This window comes from Streptomyces sp. NPDC055955 (assembly GCF_042270245.1).
GTDB lineage: Bacteria > Actinomycetota > Actinomycetes > Streptomycetales > Streptomycetaceae > Streptomyces.
On sequence record NZ_JBHJYS010000012.1, the window covers coordinates 88,543 to 108,534 of the forward strand.

14 protein-coding genes are annotated in these 19,992 nt (G+C 74.2%); 11 read left to right on the top strand and 3 right to left on the bottom strand.

Annotated elements, in window-relative coordinates; genetic code table 11:
• Positions 1–36: 36 nt before the first annotated feature.
• The 8 genes from ACFC96_RS24145 (at position 37) to ACFC96_RS24180 (ending at position 15,629) form a co-directional block, all read left to right on the top strand.
• Positions 37–894, top strand: a complete 858-nt coding sequence (locus ACFC96_RS24145; protein ID WP_376257333.1) for a DUF4132 domain-containing protein — start codon at positions 37–39, stop codon at positions 892–894.
• Positions 891–6,086, top strand: a complete 5,196-nt coding sequence (locus ACFC96_RS24150; RefSeq protein WP_376614048.1) for a hypothetical protein — start codon at positions 891–893, stop codon at positions 6,084–6,086. The genes ACFC96_RS24145 and ACFC96_RS24150 overlap by 4 nt, the downstream gene beginning before the upstream one ends.
• A gap of 131 nt (positions 6,087–6,217) precedes the next feature.
• Complete coding sequence (locus ACFC96_RS24155) at positions 6,218–6,481, top strand: hypothetical protein (protein ID WP_376614050.1); 264 nt, start codon at positions 6,218–6,220, stop codon at positions 6,479–6,481.
• A gap of 67 nt (positions 6,482–6,548) precedes the next feature.
• Positions 6,549–7,733: an AAA family ATPase gene (locus ACFC96_RS24160; RefSeq protein WP_376614052.1), complete on the top strand. Its 1,185-nt coding sequence runs from the start codon at positions 6,549–6,551 to the stop codon at positions 7,731–7,733.
• A gap of 6 nt (positions 7,734–7,739) precedes the next feature.
• The gene (locus ACFC96_RS24165; RefSeq protein ID WP_376614054.1) at positions 7,740–11,555 is read left to right on the top strand and encodes a DUF5682 family protein; all 3,816 of its coding nucleotides are present in this window, start codon (positions 7,740–7,742) and stop codon (positions 11,553–11,555) included.
• Positions 11,556–11,605: 50 nt separating this feature from the next.
• Positions 11,606–13,405 (top strand): hypothetical protein, encoded by a 1,800-nt coding sequence (locus tag ACFC96_RS24170; protein WP_376614055.1) that lies wholly within the window; start codon positions 11,606–11,608, stop codon positions 13,403–13,405.
• Between the two features lie 125 nt (positions 13,406–13,530).
• On the top strand, positions 13,531–14,082 hold the full coding sequence (locus ACFC96_RS24175; protein ID WP_376257345.1) for a TetR/AcrR family transcriptional regulator: 552 nt from the start codon (positions 13,531–13,533) through the stop codon (positions 14,080–14,082).
• Positions 14,079–15,629: an MFS transporter gene (locus ACFC96_RS24180; RefSeq protein WP_376614057.1), complete on the top strand. Its 1,551-nt coding sequence runs from the start codon at positions 14,079–14,081 to the stop codon at positions 15,627–15,629. Before ACFC96_RS24175 ends, ACFC96_RS24180 begins: the two co-directional genes overlap by 4 nt.
• A gap of 133 nt (positions 15,630–15,762) precedes the next feature.
• Here ACFC96_RS24180 and ACFC96_RS24185 read toward each other — a convergent pair whose 3' ends face one another.
• Positions 15,763–16,536 carry a lysophospholipid acyltransferase family protein gene (locus ACFC96_RS24185; RefSeq protein ID WP_376257609.1) on the bottom strand — a complete coding sequence of 258 codons (774 nt, stop codon included), beginning with the start codon at positions 16,534–16,536 and terminating at the stop codon, positions 15,763–15,765.
• 185 nt (positions 16,537–16,721) lie between these two features.
• On the opposite strand from ACFC96_RS24185, the gene ACFC96_RS24190 reads away from it, so the two are divergent.
• The 3 genes from ACFC96_RS24190 (at position 16,722) to ACFC96_RS24200 (ending at position 19,048) form a co-directional block, all read left to right on the top strand.
• Positions 16,722–17,903, top strand: a complete 1,182-nt coding sequence (locus ACFC96_RS24190; protein WP_376257349.1) for a glycerophosphodiester phosphodiesterase — start codon at positions 16,722–16,724, stop codon at positions 17,901–17,903.
• Between the two features lie 91 nt (positions 17,904–17,994).
• Complete coding sequence (locus ACFC96_RS24195) at positions 17,995–18,513, top strand: RNA polymerase sigma factor (RefSeq protein WP_376614059.1); 519 nt, start codon at positions 17,995–17,997, stop codon at positions 18,511–18,513.
• Positions 18,514–18,550: 37 nt separating this feature from the next.
• Positions 18,551–19,048, top strand: a complete 498-nt coding sequence (locus tag ACFC96_RS24200; RefSeq protein WP_376257353.1) for a GNAT family N-acetyltransferase — start codon at positions 18,551–18,553, stop codon at positions 19,046–19,048.
• 33 nt (positions 19,049–19,081) lie between these two features.
• On the opposite strand, the gene ACFC96_RS24205 is transcribed toward ACFC96_RS24200, so the two are convergent.
• Together ACFC96_RS24205 and ACFC96_RS24210 are read right to left on the bottom strand one after the other, a co-directional pair.
• The gene (locus ACFC96_RS24205; RefSeq protein ID WP_376614061.1) at positions 19,082–19,507 is read right to left on the bottom strand and encodes a hypothetical protein; all 426 of its coding nucleotides are present in this window, start codon (positions 19,505–19,507) and stop codon (positions 19,082–19,084) included.
• A gap of 7 nt (positions 19,508–19,514) precedes the next feature.
• On the bottom strand, positions 19,515–19,874 hold the full coding sequence (locus ACFC96_RS24210) for a hypothetical protein (RefSeq protein ID WP_266668480.1): 360 nt from the start codon (positions 19,872–19,874) through the stop codon (positions 19,515–19,517).
• Positions 19,875–19,992 lie beyond the last annotated feature (118 nt).

The following is a 19,992-nucleotide window of genomic DNA, read 5'->3' on the forward strand; positions in this document are numbered from 1 at the left end:
TCTGGGGAACGGGAATCGGCTGTCGGGGAGGCAGTGGTGGGGTGGATGCGCGCGGGTGACTATGAAGTCGCCCTGGACGACGGTGGCAAGGTCGTCTGCCGCAACAGCAAGGGACGGCTCCTGAAGTCGGTGCCGCCGAAGATCGCCGACGAGCAGGCCGTCATCGGGCTCCGGCAGCTCACCGAGTGGCTGGAGCGGCACGAGCGCGACTGCCGGGAGCGCGCCGAGCGCTGGATGACCCGCTCACTTCCCGTACCGGCCGCGGTGCTCGCCGAGGTCTGGCCCGACCCGGCCTGGCGCGCCGCCCTGAAGGACCTGGTCGTCACCGGCGACGACGGGACGGTCGCCGGGTTCCTGCGCGACGCCGACCCCGAGCGCGGCATCGGCCTCGTCGACCTCGACGGGGACACCGTGCGCATCCGCCCGCGACAGATCAGCATTCCCCACCCGGTCCTCCTGGACGACCTCGGTGAACTGCGCGAATTCGCCGTCGAGTTGGGGGTCGACCAGGGCGTTCAGCAGCTGTTCCGCGAGATCTGGACCCGTGGCGCCGACCGCGACCCGGCAGCCCAGGCGGTCGACGACTACGAGGGCGGCGCCTTCAAGGAACTCCGCTTCCTCGCCGGCCGCGCCACGTCCCTCGGCTATCGGGTGCGCGGCGGCCACGCCGTCCAGCCCGTGCTCGAAGCCGGACGCACCGTCGAGGCCCGCGTCTGGATCGGCGATGACGAGGGCTACGCCGAGACCGAGACCGGACCGCTCACCTGGACCGGCGAGGGCGGACAGGCCCTGGCCCTCGCCGAAGTCGGGCCGGTGGCCTGGTCGGAGGGCATGCGCATGGCCGCCGCCCTCCACGCGGGCCGCGAGCTCGAGGACGGGGAGCGGGCGGCGTGAGCACGGCGGTGAGCGGCGCGGGCGCGGGTCCGGGCGCGGCAGACACGACCAGCACATCGGGTACGGCGGGCGAGGCGGCGGGGGAGCGGGGCGCGATGCGTACGGGCGACGGCACGGCGGACACGGGAGCGCTCCTGGAGGCGGGCGCCGTCCTGCTCCCGGGCTCGCACAGGGGCGAGGACGCCGACGACCTCACGGCCCGCGCGTACACCCATCCCGTCCTCGAAGGGCGCACCGTGGTGCGCCTCGTGCCGGGCACGCTCGGCGACGCGGAGGACCTCGCCCTCGACTTCCTCGGGCTGCGGCGCGAGAGCGTCCGTGACGGGCTCGGCCAGGTGCGCCGCGAAACCCTCGGCTTCCCCGCCTGGGCCCTGGTCAACGACCCGGAGAACGGGCACCACGCCCTCGCCCTCGTCAAGGACGTCGAGCGCCTCGCCCGCATGGCCAAGGCCCGTGCGGGCGCCGCCAAGGAGGGATTCGAGGAGCTCGGCGAGCGCCTGGGGCGCTCCGTCCCGCACTTCCTGCCCACGTACTACGAGGAGGCGGGCCGCGCCTTCCTCCGGCACGAAAACACCACCTACGCGGCGGCCCTCTTCGGCAAGGCGCGCGAGGCCGAGCGCGTCCACAGCCTCGTCGTGGACGAGCAGCGACAGCGCGCCGTGTTCCTCGAGTTCGCCTTCGCCGGGGCGCTCACCGTCAAGGCGCTCAAGGACCATGTGCGGGACCTGACGCAGCGTCTCGCGCCGCAGGCGGCCTGGGAGCAGTACCGCAGGCTCGTCGTCGAGCGCTGCGGCGCCGGGATGCCGCCGTACGCCGCGCTGCCGCAGGATGCCCGCAAGCTCATCAAGGCGGCGGGCCTGGACCGGGTCGAGGAGGAGTGCCGGCTGCTCGCGGACCTCCTGGCCTCCCCGGCGGTGGTACGCGCACCCGGCACGTTCTGGACGGCGTACCGGCCCACCCTCCTGGTCCTCGCGGCGCAGGAACCCGCCGTCCGCGAGCGGCTGCTGGAGATCATGCCGACGGGGTTCGGACACGACAACGGCTCCGAGGGCGACTGGCTGGAGCTGCTCACCGAGACCGGCGCCGAGCAGCTCCTCACCGACCCGGCCCCGGACGCGGCCGTCGACGCGGGGGACTGGCTGTCCCGCTGGTCCACCCATCTGAAGGGCGGCTGGCGCGGGGTGCGCCGCTCCCCGATGACGTACGGCCTCGTGGAGCGCATGGCGGCCCGCCTGCGCGCAGAGGGGCGGCCGGTCGACCTGTTCCGCGGGCGCGGCTGGCGCAGTTGGGCCGACCTGGACCTCATCGAGGTGTGCCTCGCGTCGGGCGTCGCCGTGGCGGACCCCGCGCCCCGCACGGACGGCCACGGGATCGGCCTCGACGACTGGTTCGGCGGACCCGACAGCGGCCGCAGCGACCTCGCGGCGGTGGCCGCCGACGCGCGGTTCAGGCCGCTGCTCAAGGAAGCGATCGGCGGCAACTCCCACCGCAGCGTGGGCAGCCGCAAGACCCTCGCCGTCGCGGAACACCCGGTGCTCCGCCCGCTCCTGGCCGAGTGGCTCGCCGAACAGGCCGAGGCGTTCACCGCGGCGGCGGGCCTGCCCGGCGCCCGCTCGGCGCTCCAGCGCCTCAGGCGCTTCCGGTCGGTCGCGGCGGACGTCGCGCCCGACGCCGTCGCCCGCGTCCGCGCCCACGACCTCAGCGGCAACCTCGGCCGCACCCTGCGCGCGGGCATCGTCGACGAGCTGGGCTGGCCCGCGCTCGAAGAGGCCATGCAACTGCTCGGGCCCGTACCCGAGCAGCGCCACGGCGACGGGCTCACCGTCCAGGAGGCCTGGCCCGCGCTGATCGTCGCCCACCGGGACAAGGCCGTCGTCGCGGGACCCGACGGCATCCTCCTCGAACACGACCTGCGCATCCCCGGCAAGCCCGACCACTGGCGGCAGCCCGCCTTCCGCTTCGTCGGCGGTGAACTTCTCGTCACCTGGTGGCACGAGGGCAAACAGCGCGCCTACTGGTCCTCTCGCCCCGCCGACGTCTTCCACCTGGGCGGCGAGTCAGCCACCCAGTGGCGCGCACACGCCCTGGACGCCTCGCTGCCCCTGCCCGACGGCGGCCGCAGCACCGGCGCCCGCCCCTTGCACGCGGGCGACACCGCTCTTCCCAAGGAACACCGGGTCAGCGGCGACGGCGTGAACCACTGGCGGCTGCGCACCACGAGCACGGCCAGCACCTGGATCGAGTACGACCCCGCCACCGGCGCCACCGGCCGCGCCTCCCTGCCGCCGCTCCTCGCGGGCGCCGTGCGCGACGAAGGACGGCTGCGGCATGCCGACTGCCAGGTACTGCCCCTCCAGGCGGGCCTGGAGAACAGCCCCCTGGGCACCGACGGCACGGTCCTCGGCCGATGGGTCCGCAGCGACGGCCCCGCAGACGGCGCGCAGGAGCGGCTGACCGCGGGTACGCCCGACGGCCGCGAGGTCGCGCTTTCCGCCCGCTTCGCCGGCGGCGGCAGCCCCGTACCGCTCGGCGCGCTGCGCCTGCCCGGCGGAGCGGAGCCCGTACTCGCCCTCGACGGACATCAGTTGGGCCTCTACGCGGACGGCGCCGGGCCCGCCGACGGATCCTTCGGCGACACCGCGACGTCCCGGGCGGGCGCGCAGTACGCGGCCGGCACGCCGCTCGTCCCGCCGGCATCGTTCTGGCACGCCATGCGGGCCCGCGACGAGGACGGTTCCAAGGCGCTGCGCGCGTTCGCCGACGAGCAGGCCGCCGCACTGGCGGACGAGGCCGCGGCAGCGCTGGCGCGGCATCGGAGGAAGACCACGGGCGAGGCCAGGACCACCCTGACGGACGAGCAGAAGAAGGCCGCGTCCGACCAGTTCGACCGCGACCTGCTCGCCGCGACCGAGCGTGCCCTGCCCGCGATCGGGCACCCCGCGCTGCACGTGGGCGTCGGCGTCATCACGCTCGCCATGGTCCAACTCCGCGAATCTGTGGCCGAGTTCACCGATCCTCAGACGGTGGCAGCACGGCCCGTCGCGGCTCGCAGGCAGGAGATGTTCCACGACTTCTCGCCCCACGACGGCGACGACCGGACCCTGCTCAGCGCGATCCGAGGCGTCCTCGGCCACACCGTTCACGGCTACTGGAGCCCCGACACCTGGAGCACACTGCGGCAGATCAGGTCCGTCGGCCACGTCATCGCGGGCAAGGCGGCCGAAGGCACCCCGCTGCCCGGCGGACACGGCCTCGCGAAGCTCACCGGCGGCTGGACCACGGACGAACTCACCATCCCGAGCTGCACGTCCACCTGGCTGAGCGTCCTGCGCCACCTGCCCGCGCTGGCGTACCGCGCCACCGTCCCCGGCATGGACGAGACCGACAGGGCCGCGCTCCTGCACCTCCTGGACGCCGTCGCCGAGGGCGCCCTCGCGGACCCGGACCGTCAGCTGCGCAGCGTCGAACTCTGCGAGAAGGGCGCCTACCGGCCGCGCCCCGGCCAGGTCCTCCGCCTGGGCGACCGTACCGTCGCGATCCTCGCGGCGGTACGCACGCGCAGCCACGACGGGGTGGACTGGCTGGCTCTGGACCACGATCCTTCCGGGGCGTTCGGGCCGGTCGCCCACTTCATCACCCGTGAGGCGCAGCGGATCCCGGGCACACTCACCGGCGACCGGATCGCCTCGCTCGCCGCCCTCGTGCGTGAGCGCGGCGCCACGCCCTGGCACGCGGAGAGCGCGACCGCGCTGGCGACCGCGCCCGGCTGCGGCCCGGTCCAGGCGGCGCTGCTCCTCGCGGGACGCCCCTCCGGCGTCCTCGCCGACGACGTCGCGTCCGCCGAGTGCCAGGCCCGCTCCGGACTCACCCGCACGCAGGTGGAGGCGGGCCACGACCGCCTGACCGCGCTCACGTGGCAGGGCCGTGTCGATGTCGTCACCGCGCTCCTCCCCGAGACCGCTGCCGACCTCTGGGAGACCGGGCCGGCCGTCGAGGCCGCCCGGCTGGTCTGGACGGCCCGGTTCGGCGACCTCGTACGCCTCCCCGAGGACCTGGAGATCTCGCTGAACGGGGTCTCCACCATCACTGGCGCCGAGGCCGTGCTCAACCCCCGGCACACCCCGTGGCTCAGCCGCACCACCGTCCAACGACTCGACACGGACGGCCGGTTGACGGGCGATGACGCCACCGCGGTGCCGCATGTCAGGGACCTGGTGCCCGCCGTGTCGGCGCTGGGCGCGCTCGCGTACGGCCTGCCCTACGGGCATCCGCTGCGCGCCGCCCTGCCCGCCGCCCTCGATGCCCTGCGCACCCGGCTCGCCGACCCACAGCTGCTGCTCCAGCTCGGCATCGCCTGGACCGAGAAGGGCGGCGCCACCGCGCCCGAACTGCGCAAGGCGCACGGGATGCCCGAGGCGGGCGGCGCCGGAGCGGACGGGCTGACGCGCGTGGGCGAGGCGTTCGTGCTCCACCCCTGGCATCAGCAGGAGGCCGTCCTCCTGCGCCCGGCAGGCCTCACCGGCCCCGACGACCCGGCGCTCGGCCTGATCGAGGGACTCACCGGACACCGTGCGGACGCCCCGCTGCGGGCGATCAGAGCGGTACTGGGGGAGGGGCTCGGCCGCGCGGTGTCGGCGGGCCTGCCGGGTGTGGACGGGCCGGGTGCGGGTGGAACAGGTGCGGGTGGAACAGGTGCGGTGGGAACAGAGGCAGGACAGGAGGCACGACCGGAGGGCTACGCGCAGGACCCCACGCGCAGTGTCCCCGGCCTGGTCACCGAGGTCGCCGAAGCGCACGGCATCGGCGAGGACGCCGCCGCCCTCTATCTGCAACTGCTCGCGCTGCCCGACCCGACCGACCGCAACAGCACGCGCTGGACCGGCTGGAAGCCCGCCCGTATGAAGAAGGCCCGCGCCGAACTCGCCGCGACCGCACTGGTGGTGCAGGCGAAGCGCGCCCGCGCGGGACGCGGCCTGTTCCTGCCCGGCGCCTGGCTGGCGCTCAAGGCGCCCGCGCTGCCCGTCGAGCCCTGGAAGCGCGACCTGTACGCCATCCCCGGCCACACCGCGACGGTTCCGCTGCTGCCCGTCCCGGAGCTGTTCACCCGCGCGTGGGACCGAGTGCGCGCAGGCGACATCCCGGCCTTCGAGGAACTCACGACCCGCGCGACCCGGAAGGGGCGGCGCCGATGACGAGGAGAGCGCGCCGCGTCACCCCGGCGCTGCGCGGCCTGCGCCGTCGGGTCGCGCGGCGGCCGATGACAACCAGGGCCCGCGTCGCCCCGGCGGTCCCTGACGTGCGCCGTCCGGTCGGGCGACCGTCGATGACCACCACCACAGACCCGGTCCCGACCGCGCCCAGCGTCCCGGGCGTGACGACTGCGACCGAACCCGTCCCGACCGCGCCGAGCGTGCGGTGCCGGGGTACGTGGTGGCGGGGGGTGCCGTCCGACGAGCACGACCACCACCGCATCGGTTCCGGCCGAGCGGTGGAGGACCGTACCGCCGCAGGTGTCTCGACGATGACGACTGCGACCGAACTCGCCTCGACCGCGCCGAGCGTGCGGTGGCGGGGTGCGGCCCGATGAGCACGACCACCACCACATCCGTCCCGGCCGCGCCATGCGGGGCCGCGCAGCCGCGGGAGCGACGCCGATGAGTACCACGACCGACACCGTCCGGGGCACGACGCCCTCCGCTCCGCGGCAGATCGTGCCGCCCGAGGAGCTGTACGCCGACGAGCTCGCGTTCCTCGCCGCGTACGACTCGGGCCCACGCCCTCCCGGCTGGCGGCTCACCCCGCGCGCCGTCGTCACGTTCGTGAGGGGCGCCGACGAACCGCTGCGCCTGCCCGAAGGCGCCGACGCAGGCGAGGGCGTGCCGCGCCGGCTCGCCGTCCGGCGGAAGTTCGTCGGCGAGCGCGCCCTCGTGGAGCGCTGCGTCGTCACGCTCGCCGGCGAGCGCGGACTGCTCCTGGTCGGCGAGCCCGGCACCGCCAAGTCGATGCTGTCGGAACTGCTCGCCGCCGCCGTCAGCGGCACCAGCGCGCTCACCGTCCAGGGCACCGCGGGCACCACCGAGGACCAGCTCAAGTACGGCTGGAACTACGCCCTGCTGCTCGCCCAGGGCCCGAGCCCGAAGGCACTCGTACCCTCACCCGTGCTCGCCGCCATGACCCGCGGCGCCGTCGCGCGGGTGGAGGAGGTCACCCGCTGCCTCCCCGAGGTGCAGGACGCCCTGATCTCCCTCCTCTCCGAACGGCGCATCGCCGTCCCGGAGCTGGCCGGCACGGACGCGGCCCAGGTCCACGCGGCCTCCGGGTTCAACGTCATCGCCACCGCCAACCTCCGCGACAAGGGCGTCTCCGAGATGTCCGCCGCGCTCAAGCGCCGCTTCAACTTCGAGACGGTCGGCCCCATCGGCGACTTCGACGCCGAACTCGACCTCGTACGCCGCCAGTCGAAGGCCGCCGTCGAACGGGCGGGCGCCGCGTACCAGCTCGACGACATGGTCCTCGACGTCCTGGTCACCGCTTTCCGCGAGCTGCGCTCGGGCCGTTCGGCCGAGGGCTGGGAGGTGGAGCGGCCGTCCACCGTCATGAGTACGGCCGAGGCCGTCTCCGTCGCGACGGCGCTCGGCGTCGCCGCCGCCTACTTCCCCGGCGACCGCGACGCCCTCGCCCTTGTGCCGGGCCACCTCACCGGCGTGGTCCGCAAGGACGACCCGGCGGACGCGGCGCGGCTGCTCGGCTACTGGGACGGCGCGGTGCGGCGCCGCGCCGAGGAGGGCTCCGCGACCTGGCGGACGCTGTGGGACCTGCGCTCCGTCCTGGAGGGCTGACCCGCCATGACCACCGACGCGGGCATGGCCATCGACGCGCTCACCGATCCCGGCGGGCCCTACCTCATCGGCGTACGCCACCACGCGCCATCGCTGGCCGCCGTCGTCCCCCGACTCCTCGACGAGGCGGCCCCGGACGTCCTGCTGGTCGAACTCCCGGCCGAAACGCAGGAGTTGCTGCCCTGGCTGGCGCACGAGGAGACGGTGGCGCCGGTCGCGCTCGCGGCGGTGCTCGGCGGGGAGGCGGAGTCGGGCCCGGCGTTCTACCCGTTCGCGGACTTCTCACCGGAGCTGGCGGCGCTGCGCTGGGCCGCACGGAACGGCGTCCCGGTCGTGGCCTGTGATCTGCCACTGGCGGAACGGGCCTGGCGGGAGCCGCGCGTCCCTCACCCCGCGGAAGGGGGATCCGCTCCCGCCGGACGCGGGCTGAGCCTGCACGACGCGGTGCGTGGACGGCTGACCGGCCGTGACGGCGACGACCTCTGGGACCGCCTCGTGGAGGCACCCGCCCCGGGCGCCACCCCACAGGCCCTGCGCCGCGCGGCGCTCCTCACCGGCTGGGCCCTGCGCCGCGACGCACAGGACGGCCCGGGAGTCGACCCGCTCGACCTCACCAGGGAACGGTGGATGCGCGCCCGCGTGCGCGAGGCGGCGAGCGGCGGACGCAGGGTGGCCGCGGTGATCGGAGCGTTCCACGCGCCCGCCTTGAGCGCGGGGGCGCTGCGGGACGAGGAGCCGCAGGAACCGGTCGCGGGGGTGTCGGCCCGGACGCCCGCAGAGTCACCGGCGGCCGGGCCCGTCGCCGAACGGCCGGCAGCCGCCGGACCGTCGGCCCGGTCGCAGGCCCCGGTGCCCGCCGAGCCGCACACGGACGTCCCGGCGGGGGCGGCCTCGGCGCCCACGTGTGCCGTCTCCCTGATCCCGTACACGTACGCGTTGTTGGACGCCCGTTCCGGATACCCGGCCGGGATCCGTGATCCCGAGTGGCAGCACCAGATCCTGGAGTCGGCGGGCGAGCCGGCCGCGGTCGGCGAGACGGCCCTGCGCTGCGCCGTCCGCGTCACCGGCGAACTGCGCGCCGAGGGCCACCCGTCGGGCCCGGCGGACGCCCGCGAGATCCGCCGCGTGGCGGGCGATCTCGCCGGCCTGCGCGGGCTGCCCGCCCCGGGCCGGAGCGAGTTCGTCGAGGCCGTGCAGACCGTGCTGGCCCAGGGCGAACCGCTGGGCCGCGGACGCGCCGTCGCCCGCGCGCTGGAGCGGGTCCTCGTCGGCGAGCGCACGGGCCGCGCCGCCCCCGGCGCACCCCGTGGCGGACTCGCGCCGGCCGTCGAGGCGGAGCTGGCCGCGCTCGGACTGCCGGGCCCGGCAAGTGGCGTACAGGAGAAGGAGCTTCGGCTCGACCCCCTGCGTTCCGACCCGGACCGCAGGCGTGAGGTGCTGCTGCGCCGCCTCACCCTGTGCGGCATCCCGTACGCGCAGGAGACGTCCGTCGGCGGGGCGGGCGGGGCCGACGCGCTCACCACGCGCTGGACCGTGCGCTGGACACCCGCCACGGCGGCGGTCCTCACCACGGCGACCACCCGGGGCGTCACCCCGGCGCAGGTGGCGGAGGGCGTGCTCCGCGCACGCGTCCGTGCGGCCCACGCGGAGGGCGGCCCGACGGCGGCGCAGGCTCTGGCCACGCTCGGCGAGGCGGCCGCATGCGCACTGCCCGCGTTCGCGGCCGAAGCCCTGGCAGAGGTCACGACGGTGGTGCCCGCCATCGGCACCCTCCCGGAACTCCTCACGGGCCTCGACCTCACCGATCGCCTCACCTCGGGCCACATCGCGGGCCTGACCACGACGGATTCCGCCACCGCACCTGCTGCCGCCGCCCCCACCCCCTGGCTTCGCGCGCTCGCCGATTGCGCCGACCTCCTCACCGTCGCCGCCGTCCGTAGTCTCGACGGGCTTGCCGGCTCCGAGGACCCGGACGACGCCCGCGCGCTGGTCGAACTCGCCCGGCGCGCCGACGTGTTCGGGGGTATGCGGCTCGCCGACTCGCTGGCACGGCTGGCCGACGGCGGAACGCCGCTGATGCGCGGCGCCGCGGCGGCGGTGCGCGTTCTGCTCGGGCACACCCCCGCCACCGCCCTCGGCGCACGCGCGGCGTCCTGGGTCGACACGGCCACCGACCCCGGCACCCGTGCGGAACTCACCGCCCGGCTGACCGGCCTGCTCACCGCCGCCGGATCCCTCCTGGAGACGGCTCCGGAGGCACTCGCCCCGCTGCTCGACCGCGTCGGCGAACTGCCGGACAGCCCCTTCCTCGCACGGCTCCCCGCCCTGCGCGGCGGCTTCGACACGCTCAGCCCGGCCGCCCGCGACCGGTTGCTCACCGTCATCGAGGAACGCATCGACGGCACCCTCGATGCCGACCTCCCCCCGGACACGGACGCGCGGACACTGGCGGCGTGGACCACCGCGGACCTCGCCGCCCGCGAGGCCCTGGCCGCGCTCGGCCTCCTGCCCGCCGCGCCGGACACGTCCGACCGGCCTCACCCCACATCCCCGTCCACTGCCGCCCCCGCTGCCGTCCCATCGGCCGGCGACGCACGGACATCACCTGTTCCCGTCCCATCGGCCGGCGACGCACGGACGTCACCTGTTCCCGTCCCACCGGCCGGCGACGCACGGACAACCCCTGTTCCCGTCCCACCGTCGGGCGACGTCCGCATAGCCCCCGCCGAGCGGTGGCGCCTCGTGCTCGGCCGACGAGGGGATCAACTCCCGCAGGGCATCGCCCCGTTGGCGACGGCATTGGACGAGCTGTACGGGAAGGGCCGCGGTGAAGGCGCGCGCGGCGATCTGCCCGGTGGCGCGGGCGGCCGGGGTGGGCGAGAGGCGCCCTATCCCGGCGTACGCGAATGGGCCGAGGAACTCACGGCGCTCTTCGGCCCCGGCATCCGCGAGGAGGTCCTCGCCGCCGCGGCCACCCGCGGCCGCACGGACGTCGTGTCCGCGCTCGACCCCGAAGCCGTACGCCCCTCCGTGGAACTGCTGCGCACCGTCCTCCAGCACGCGGGCGGCCTGCCCGAGGCCAGGCTCGCCGCCCTGCGCCCCCTCGTACGGCGTCTCGTCGACGAGCTCACCCGCACCCTCGCCACCCGCCTGCGCCCCGCGCTCACCGGCGCCGCGACCGCCCGCCCGACCCGGCGTCCCGGCGGCGGGCTCGATCTCGCCCGCACGCTGCGCGCCAACCTCGCCACGGCCCGGCGCACCGACGACGGACGTATCCACGTCATCCCCGAGCGCCCCGTGTTCCACGGCAGGGCCCGGCGGGCGGCGGACTGGCGGCTGATCATCCTCACGGACGTGTCCGGCTCGATGGAGGCCTCCACCATCTGGTCGGCGCTCACCGCGTCGGTCCTGGCCGGGGTGCCCGCGCTGTCCACGCACTTCCTGGCGTTCTCGACGACGGTCCTCGACCTGACCGAACACGTCCACGACCCGCTGGCCCTCCTCCTGGAGGCCCGTGTCGGCGGCGGTACCCACATCGCCGCCGGACTGCGCCACGCGCGCACGCTCGTGACGGCGCCCTCGCGCACCCTCGTCGTCGTGGTCAGTGACTTCGAGGAGGGGTATCCCGTCGGCGGAATGCTCGCCGAGGTACGCGAACTCGTCGGCGCGGGCTGCCAGGTACTGGGCTGCGCGAGCCTCGACGACGCCGGGCGCCCCCGCTACTCCACCGGCATCGCGGGACAGCTCGTCGCCGCGGGCATGCCGGTCGCCGCACTCAGCCCGCTCGAACTCGCCCGCTGGGTAGGGGAGAAGATCCGTTGACGCCGACGCACTCTCAGCCGCGGTCTCATCCGACGCCGCAGCTTCCTCCGGTGCCGCCCGAGGTCACCGCCGCCGTCGTGGCCGCGCTGTCCCCACGCCTGCGCAAGCGCCTCGACGCCGCCGTCGAGAAGCTCGCCGCGCGACCGGTGACGTGCGACGGCGGCATCTGCCGTATCGCGGTCGACGACGAGACCTTCGTCGAACTGCACGCTCCCGGCGGCACGGTCGCGGCCGAGGGCGGGATCCGCTGCGGCTGCCTGCTCGCCCCGGCCTGCGTCCACCGGGCCGCGGCGGCGACCCTCGCACCGATCGCGGACGACACCTCCACGCCGGCCCCTTCCGACGCGCCCGATCAGCCGCCCCTGCCGGCCCCGGACGAGGCGGACGCCACCGCACCCCTCACCGGGCCGACCGAAGAAGGCGCCTCCGCGCCCACCACCGCTCCATCCGGCACCCCGGCCCAAGCGGCCGCCGCCGAAGCCCTGTGGCAGGCCGCCGTTCCCGTCCTCGACGCCGGTGTCGACGGTGCGGGTGCCGTGCTCCAGGCCGCTCTGCTCAGGGCCGCCCACACGGCCCGTCTCGCGGCCCTGCCCCGCCCGGCGGCCGCCGCGATCCGTACGGTGAACGGCCTGCGCGCGGCCCGCGCCGCCGAGCCCGACCACCGGACAGCGGAACTGGCCGACGCCCTCGAGGAGTTGCTCGCCACCGCGTACGGGCTGCGCCGCCCCGGCACCCCGGACGCGCACGCCGCCCTGCGGGGAACGGCGCGCCGCGCCTATACGCCGGGCGGCTCGCTGCGGCTCTACGGACTGTTCGCCGAGCCCGTCCTCACCGCGACCGGCCACGCGGGCGTGGTCACCTGGACCGTCGACTCCGCCGGCCGCCTCTACACCGTCCCCGACGTGGCCCCCGGAGGACCGGTGAGGGCCAGGAACGCGGGGGACCGAGCCGTCAGGATGGGCGACACCGCGCTCACGCACCGGGACCTGGCCCGCGCCGGGCTCGTGGTCTCCGGGGCGACCGTCTCCCCCGACGGGCGGCTCGGCGCGGGCCGGAGCGTGCGGGCCGCGGCCGCCGCGGGAGCCGACTGGACCGAGGAACCGCTCGCGTCCCTGTGGTCCGTCCCCGTGGCCGACCAGGCGGCGCGCGTCCTCGCCGCCGGAGCCGCCGGGCCGGACCTGCTGTTCCTCGACGCCACGCTCACCGGTGTGGCCCGTGAGGCGGGCGGTGACTGCCTCCTGGCCGAGTGCGCCGGGCTCACCGTGCGGCTGACCGCCGCCGACGACCACCCCGAACTGGCCCACCGCGAGAATCTCGCCCTCCTCGCCACGGCCCCCGGGACCAGGTTCCGTGCGATCGCGCGCCTCGTACCCGCGGCGCATCCCCGGGCCGCCCTCCTCGCCGTCCGTCTTCCCACGGGCCGCCACGACCTCGGCCTGGACCGCCTCCAACGCCAGGACGTGCCCCCCACATCACCCCTGCCCGACCCCGCACGCGCACCCAGCCCTGTCCGCCCCACCCCCTCCGCGCCCCTCCACATCCTGCGCCGCCGCACGGAACAGGTGGTCGTCGCGGGCCGCCGAGCCCTGACGCACGCGGCACCCGCCCGACCGCACACCGCGGCACCGCACCCCGAGGCACCCGACTCCGCGCTCCTGCGCCGCGCCGGCCTGTCCACCGCCGCCGAGCTCCTCGACGCGCTGCGCGGATCCGCGGCCGAGCGGGGCCGCGACGGGTTCGGCCGCCTGGTCGCGGCGGACACCGACGCCTTCGCCCGTGCCTGGCTCGCCACGGCCCGTTACCTCGACGAGGCGTCCACGGCCCTGTGCCGCGAGGCCTGGCGGACCTGACCCGCGCCCCGTACTCCATCGGCGGCGCCCACCCGCACCCGATTCACCCCTGTATGTACAGCCAGCAATGAGACGTGCGCGCTCTGCATGAGACAAACATGTCTCACATGGTCTACCCTCGTCTCATGTCAGTCGACCGAGACCAGGTGCTGCGCACCGCAGCCGCCCTGCTCACCCGCAAGGCCACGGCCACCATGGACGAGGTGGCCAGGGCGGCCGGTCTCAGCCGCGCCACGCTGCACCGGCACTTCGCGGGCCGGGACGCACTCGTCAGGGCGCTCGAGGAACTGGGGATCCAGGAGTGCGAGGCGGCCCTCGACGCCGCCCGGCTCGACGAGGGCAGCGCCGACGACGCCGTACGCCGGCTCGTGACGGAGGTCCAGCCGTGCGCAGGGCTCCTCGCCTTCCTCGTCACGGAGAACCAGCTCTTCGAGGGCGAGTCGCAGAACGAGGGCTGGGCCCGGCTCGACGCCCGGATCGCCGGGCTGTTCACCCGCGGGCAGGAGCGCGGCGAGTTCCGTATCGACCTGACACCCGCGTGGCTCACGGAGGCGCTCTACAGCCTGATCGGCGGGGGCGCCTGGGCCGTACAGGACGGCCGTGTGGCCGCCAAGGACTTCCAGCACATGATCGTCGAGCTTCTGCTCGGCGGCGCCAGACGGAGAGTGGAACCATGACCAGCACACACCAGCGCACATTCGCGGCGGAGGTGGAGCCGAGGCCCGGACGAGGACGATGGCTCGCGCTCTCCGTCCTCGTGCTCGCGGTGCTCCTGGTCGCGGTCGACGCGACCGTGCTCGGTCTCGCGACGCCGTACATCAGCGAGGACCTGGAGCCGACCGGTACGCAGCTCCTGTGGATCGGCGACGTCTACTCGTTCGTGATCGCGGGACTCCTCGTCTCCATGGGCAGCCTCGGAGACCGCATCGGCCGTAAGAAGCTGCTGCTCACCGGCGCGGTCGCGTTCGGTGCCGTCTCGGTGCTCAACGCGTACGCGACGAGCCCCGAGATGATGATCCTGGCGCGGGCCCTGCTCGGCGTCGCGGGGGCCACCCTGATGCCCTCGACCCTCGCCCTGATCCGCAACATCTTCATCGACCCGCGCGAGCGTTCCCTCGCCATCGGCATCTGGGGCGCGGCAGCCTCGGCGGGCGCGGCCGTGGGCCCCGTCGTCGGCGGTTTCCTGCTCGAACACTTCTGGTGGGGCTCGGTCTTCCTGATCAACCTGCCCGTGATGGCGGTCCTCGTCGTCGTCGGCATCAAGCTGCTGCCCGAGTCGAAGAACCCGGCCGGCGGCCCGTGGGACCTGATCAGCGTCGTCCTGTCCCTCGTCGGCATGATCGGCGTCGTCTACGCGGTCAAGGAGGCCGCGTCGCACGGCCTCGGCTGGCAGGTGCCGGCGTCCGGCGTGCTCGGCCTTGCCGCTCTGACGTGGTTCGTCCGACGCCAGCTCACGCTGCCCGCGCCGCTCCTCGACATGCGTCTGTTCCGCCACCGCGGATTCTCGGCCGCGGTCCTCGCCGACCTGCTCACCATCCTCGGCCTTTCGGGTCTGGTGTTCTTCCTCTCCCAGTTCCTGCAACTGGTCCAGGGGCGCGGCCCGTTCGAGGCCGGTCTCGCCGAACTGCCCGCCGCCATCGGCGCGGTGGCGGCCGGACTGGTCGCCGGCAGGGTGGCGCGCCGGTTCTCGGTGCGCTCCGTCGTCGCGGGCGGCCTCGCCGCGGTGGGCCTCGCCCTGGCCGGGCTGACCGGGCTCAGCCAGTCGACCGGCTATCCGCTGCTCGGGTCGGTGCTGCTGATCGTCGGCGTCGGCGCGGGGTTCTCGTTCACCGTCACGGCCGACGTGATCCTCTCCAACGTGCCGAAGGAGCAGGCGGGCGCGGCCTCGGCGGTCTCCGAGACGGCGTACGAACTGGGCGCGGCCCTCGGTATCGCCCTGCTCGGCTCCGTCGTCACGGGCGTCTACCGGAACTTCACGGCCCCGGCCGGCACGCCGTCCGAGGTGGCGTCGGCCGCCCACGAATCCCTGGGCGGCGCGGTCGAGTCCGTCTCGGCGCTGCCCGCGCACGCCGCGGGCGAACTGATCTCGGCGGCGCAGGACGCCTTCGTCGACGGGCTGAGGGCGGCCGCGGGGGTCGGCGCCGCGGTACTCCTCGCGACGGCGGTGGCGGCGTGGTTCCTGCTGCGCGGCCAGAAGCTGGAGGACGGTGTCGAACACCCGTGACGGGCGCGGCCGTACGGATGACGACACGGCCGTACGGATGACGTGCCTTCACCGGGCGTCCAGGCGTCCATACGCGTGACGAAGGGCCGCACCCACCGGGTGCGGCCCTTCGTCACGTTCGCGTGCGACCCGCTCAGGCGGCCTTCGCCTTGGTGGCGTACATGTCCACGTACTCCTGGCCGGACAGGCGCATGACCTCCGCCATCACCGAGTCCGTCACGGCGCGCAGCACGTAGCGGTCGCGGCCCATGCCGTCGTAGCGGGAGAACTCCATCGGCTCGCCGAAGCGGACCGTGACACGGCCGGGCCGCGGGAGGCCGCTGCCGCCCGGCTGGAGCTTGTCCGTGCCGATCATCGCGAACGGGACGACGGGCGCACCCGTCATCAGGGTCAGCCGGGCGATGCCGGTGCGGCCGCGGTAGAGCCGGCCGTCGGGGGAGCGGGTGCCCTCGGGGTAGATGCCGAAGACCTGGCCCTCCTCCAGGACGCGACGGCCCGTCATGAGCGCCGCGACACCGCCGTTCGCGCCGTCCCGGTCGACCGGGATCATGCCGACGCCGGTGAAGAACCACGCCATGACGCGGCCCTTGAGGCCCTTGCCGGTGACGTACTCGTCCTTGCCGATGAACAGGACCTGACGGTCACACACGATCGGCAGCACGATCGAGTCGATGAAGGTCAGGTGGTTGCCCGCGAGAATGACCGGACCGGTGCCCGGGATGTTCTCGGCGCCCTCCACCCGGGGGCGGAACATCAGGCGCATGATCGGTGAGAGCACTGCCTTGATGAAGGCGAAACGGGACAACGGGCCCTCCGGGGTCAAGGGGTGGCGGCCTGAGCCGTGGCTGGATGAGCTGAAGTCTGTGCAGGTGAGGACGATACTCGCGGCCCCCGGCCCGTTGCACATCGGGTTCACGCACTCGATACGCAGTGTTGACCCGTATTTACGCTCCGTTGGCCGTCATCCGGCGCACAGGAGTCACCCCGCATCACCCTTCCGTTCGGCCCGAGGTCTCCCACTGGCCACTCCCGCACACCTACGATCGGTTGCGCTTTGACAGGTGCAAGGCAGCGATGTGGGAGGAGTGCTCAATGGGGATGCGGAAGTCACAGGAGTCCCGGGGGTCGCAGCTCGGCCGCCGTTCGGTACTGGGTGCGGCGGTGCTCGGCGCGGGCGGAGCCGTCCTGGGCGCGCCCGGCGTGGCGAGCGCCGACGAGCGCGGCGGTGGCGGACATCACGGCGGCGGTGGCTACAAGAGCCTGCCCGTGCCGACCGTCATCGCCCACCGGGGCACGAGCGGCTACCGGCCGGAGCACACCTTCGGTTCGTACCAGCTGGCCCTGGACATGGGCGCGCACGTCATCGAGGCGGGCGACCTCGTGCCCACCAAGGACGGTCACCTCGTATGCCGTCACGAACCGGAAATCGGCGGGACGACCGACGTCTCCGCGCACCCCGAGTTCGCCGGCCGCAAGACCACGAAGAGCCTCGACGGGGTCGCCACCACCGGCTGGTTCACCGAGGACTTCACGCTCGCCGAGCTGAAGACCCTGCGCGCCAAGGAGCGCATCCCCGCCAACCGTCAGCGCAACACGCTCTACGACGGCCGCTGGGAGATCCCCACATTCGAAGAGGTCCTCAAGTGGCGGGAGCGGCAGAGCCGCGAGCGGGGCAAGGAGGTGTGGATCCATGTCGAGACCAAGCACCCCACCTACTTCCGCAAGCTCGGCCTCGGCCTGGAGGAGCGCGTCGCCACGCTCCTGCGCAAGTACGGCGTCGACAAGAAGAACTCGCCGGTCTTCCTGCAGTCCTTCGAGCCGACCAGCATCCAGCGGCTGAACAAGCTGGTCGGCAACCCGCTCGTCGTCCTCCTGTCGACCGCGAACTCCCGCCCCTGGGACTTCGTCGACGCCGGTGACCCGCGCACCGTCGCCGACCTCATCACCCCCAAGGGACTCGACGAGATCGCCTCGTACGCCCAGGGCATCGGCCCCACGCTCGACCTCGTCATCCCCAAGGACAAGGACGGCAAGCTCCTCGCGCCCACCACGCTCGTCAAGGACGCGCACGCCGCGGGCCTGATCCTGCACCCGTACACGATGCGCAACGAGAACACCTTCCTGCCCGCCGACTTCAAGAAGGGCACCGACCCGAACGCCTACGGCGACGCGTTCGGCGCCTTCAAGGCCTACCTGGCCACCGGCATCGACGGCATCTTCTCGGACAACTGCGACACGGCGCTCCTCGCCCGCGAGGACTTCCTGAAGGCCTGACCTCCGTCAACACCGCACACCCCGGTCCCGGTTGGGGTGACGCGCGGCCGCCCCGGCAACCACAGGCCCGGGCGGCCGCGTCCCGCCCGGCATGACGTCCGACCTGGTCATCGACACCCTGCGCCCGCTCATCGCCGCCGAGGTCTCGGCGGAGGCCCACGCCGGCGCGGGCGAACCCGGCGACCTCGAACAGGCCGTCTGGCTGCGCCTGCTGGAGCGCATCGACGCCGGCGGCCCGCCCGCGGACCCCGCCGCCTGGCTCACCGCCGCCGTCAGATCCGAGGCCCGCCGCACCCGCCGGGCCGCGCTGCGGGAGATCCCGTACGTCACCGAGCCGGCCGCCGACGTCGAACACGGCCCGGAACCGCGGGCGCTGGCCGGCGACCGCCACCGCGCGCTGCGCGCCGCCGTGCGCCGACTGCCCGGGCGCTGCCCCCGCGTCGTGGCCGCCTTCCTGTCGCCGCAGGACCTCACCTACCGCGAGATCGCGGGGGAGTTGGGTATCTCACAGGGCAGCCTCGGTCCGGAACGTTCCAGATGTCTGGGATGCCTGCGCAGAATGCTGGCAGCGGAGGTTGCGGCTCCTGAACCCTGGGGAAAGGAGCGATAGACAACCGGCGGAGCAGGTGAGCGGGAGGCATGCACACATGGGCATGAGCGTGATCATCTCTGCGGCGACCGAGCAGGACGCCGAGAAGATCCTCAAACTTCAGTACCTGTGCTACCAGAGCGAGGCCGAGCTCTACGGCGACTACTCCATCGAACCGCTGACGGAACCGCTCGACTCGGTCAGGGCCGAACTCGCCGGCGGTACGGTCCTGGTGGCCCGGCTCGGGGAGGAAGTCGTGGCCGCGGTGCGGGGCGCCATGGACGCGGACGGCACGGCCCGGATAGGAAAGCTCGTCGTACACCCGCGCATGCAGCGCCACGGCCTGGGCGGGCGTCTGCTCGACGCCGTCGAGGCGAAGCTCGGCGCGGACGGTACCGCCAAGCGCTTCCAGCTGTTCACCGGCCACCGCAGCGAGCACAACCTGCGTCTCTACCGGAAGCACGGCTATGCGGCCGTGTCCACGAAGCGCGTCGACGAGCGGCTCACCGTGGTGACGCTCGCCAAGGACGCGGAAGCGGGCGCCTTCGTCTCCTAGGATCCCGCAGTCTCCGGAGGCTGCCGGCAAGCCCTACCCGGCAGCCCTGCGCGCCTTGTTGAGCCAGAACATGGCAGTCACCGGGAGCAGCACCGGAATGAACAGATAGCCCATGCCGTAGTCCGACCAGACCGTGGCGTCCGGGAACGCCGACGGGTCCGCCAGCGTCCACGTCCCCACGGTCAGTACGCCCACGAGCTCGGCGGCGCAGCACACCAGCGCCGCCCTGCGGGCCTTCTCCCCGCCGCGCACGAGGGAGTACGTGATGAAGCCGTACACGATGCCCGCGAGCGCCGACAGCGAGTAGGCGAGCGGCGCGTGGCCGAACTCCGTCGAGATCTGGACGGCCGAGCGCGACACCGCGCCGACCACCATCACGCCGTACAGCCACACCAGCAGCGTGCCGGGGCCGCTGGTCAGCTTCTGCGGCTTGCTGCCGCTCTCGCTCTGTGAGGTCACGGACACCTCAGCCTCCCCAGATGTCGTAGAGCCGCACTTGCAGGACCGCGAGCACGATGCCGCCGGCCGCCACCGTCACCGAACCCCAGCGGGTCCGCTCGGCGAGCGACATGAAGCCGGCCGCCGGGATGCACGCGAACGCGCCGATCAGATAGGCCACGAAGATCGTCGTGCCCTGGTCGGGCTTCTCGCCGCGCGCCAGCTGCACGATGCCGACGATCAGCTGGACCGTGGCGAGCAGCGACACCACCGCCATGCCGATGAAGTGCCAGTCCTTGGTCGGCTGGTCGCGGTAGGCGGCGAAGCCGCACCAGGCGGCGAGCGCGAGCGCGGCGACAGCGGTCGCGACCGTCAGGGCATCAAGCATGCCGAGACCCTATTACGGCCGAAAAGGCCCGCTGCGCGCGGCCCCGCCACCGTGGCGTTGACCACAGCGCACCGGGTGCCGGGCCGGGCCTGGGCGGCGGCGCGAACCACCTCCTGCC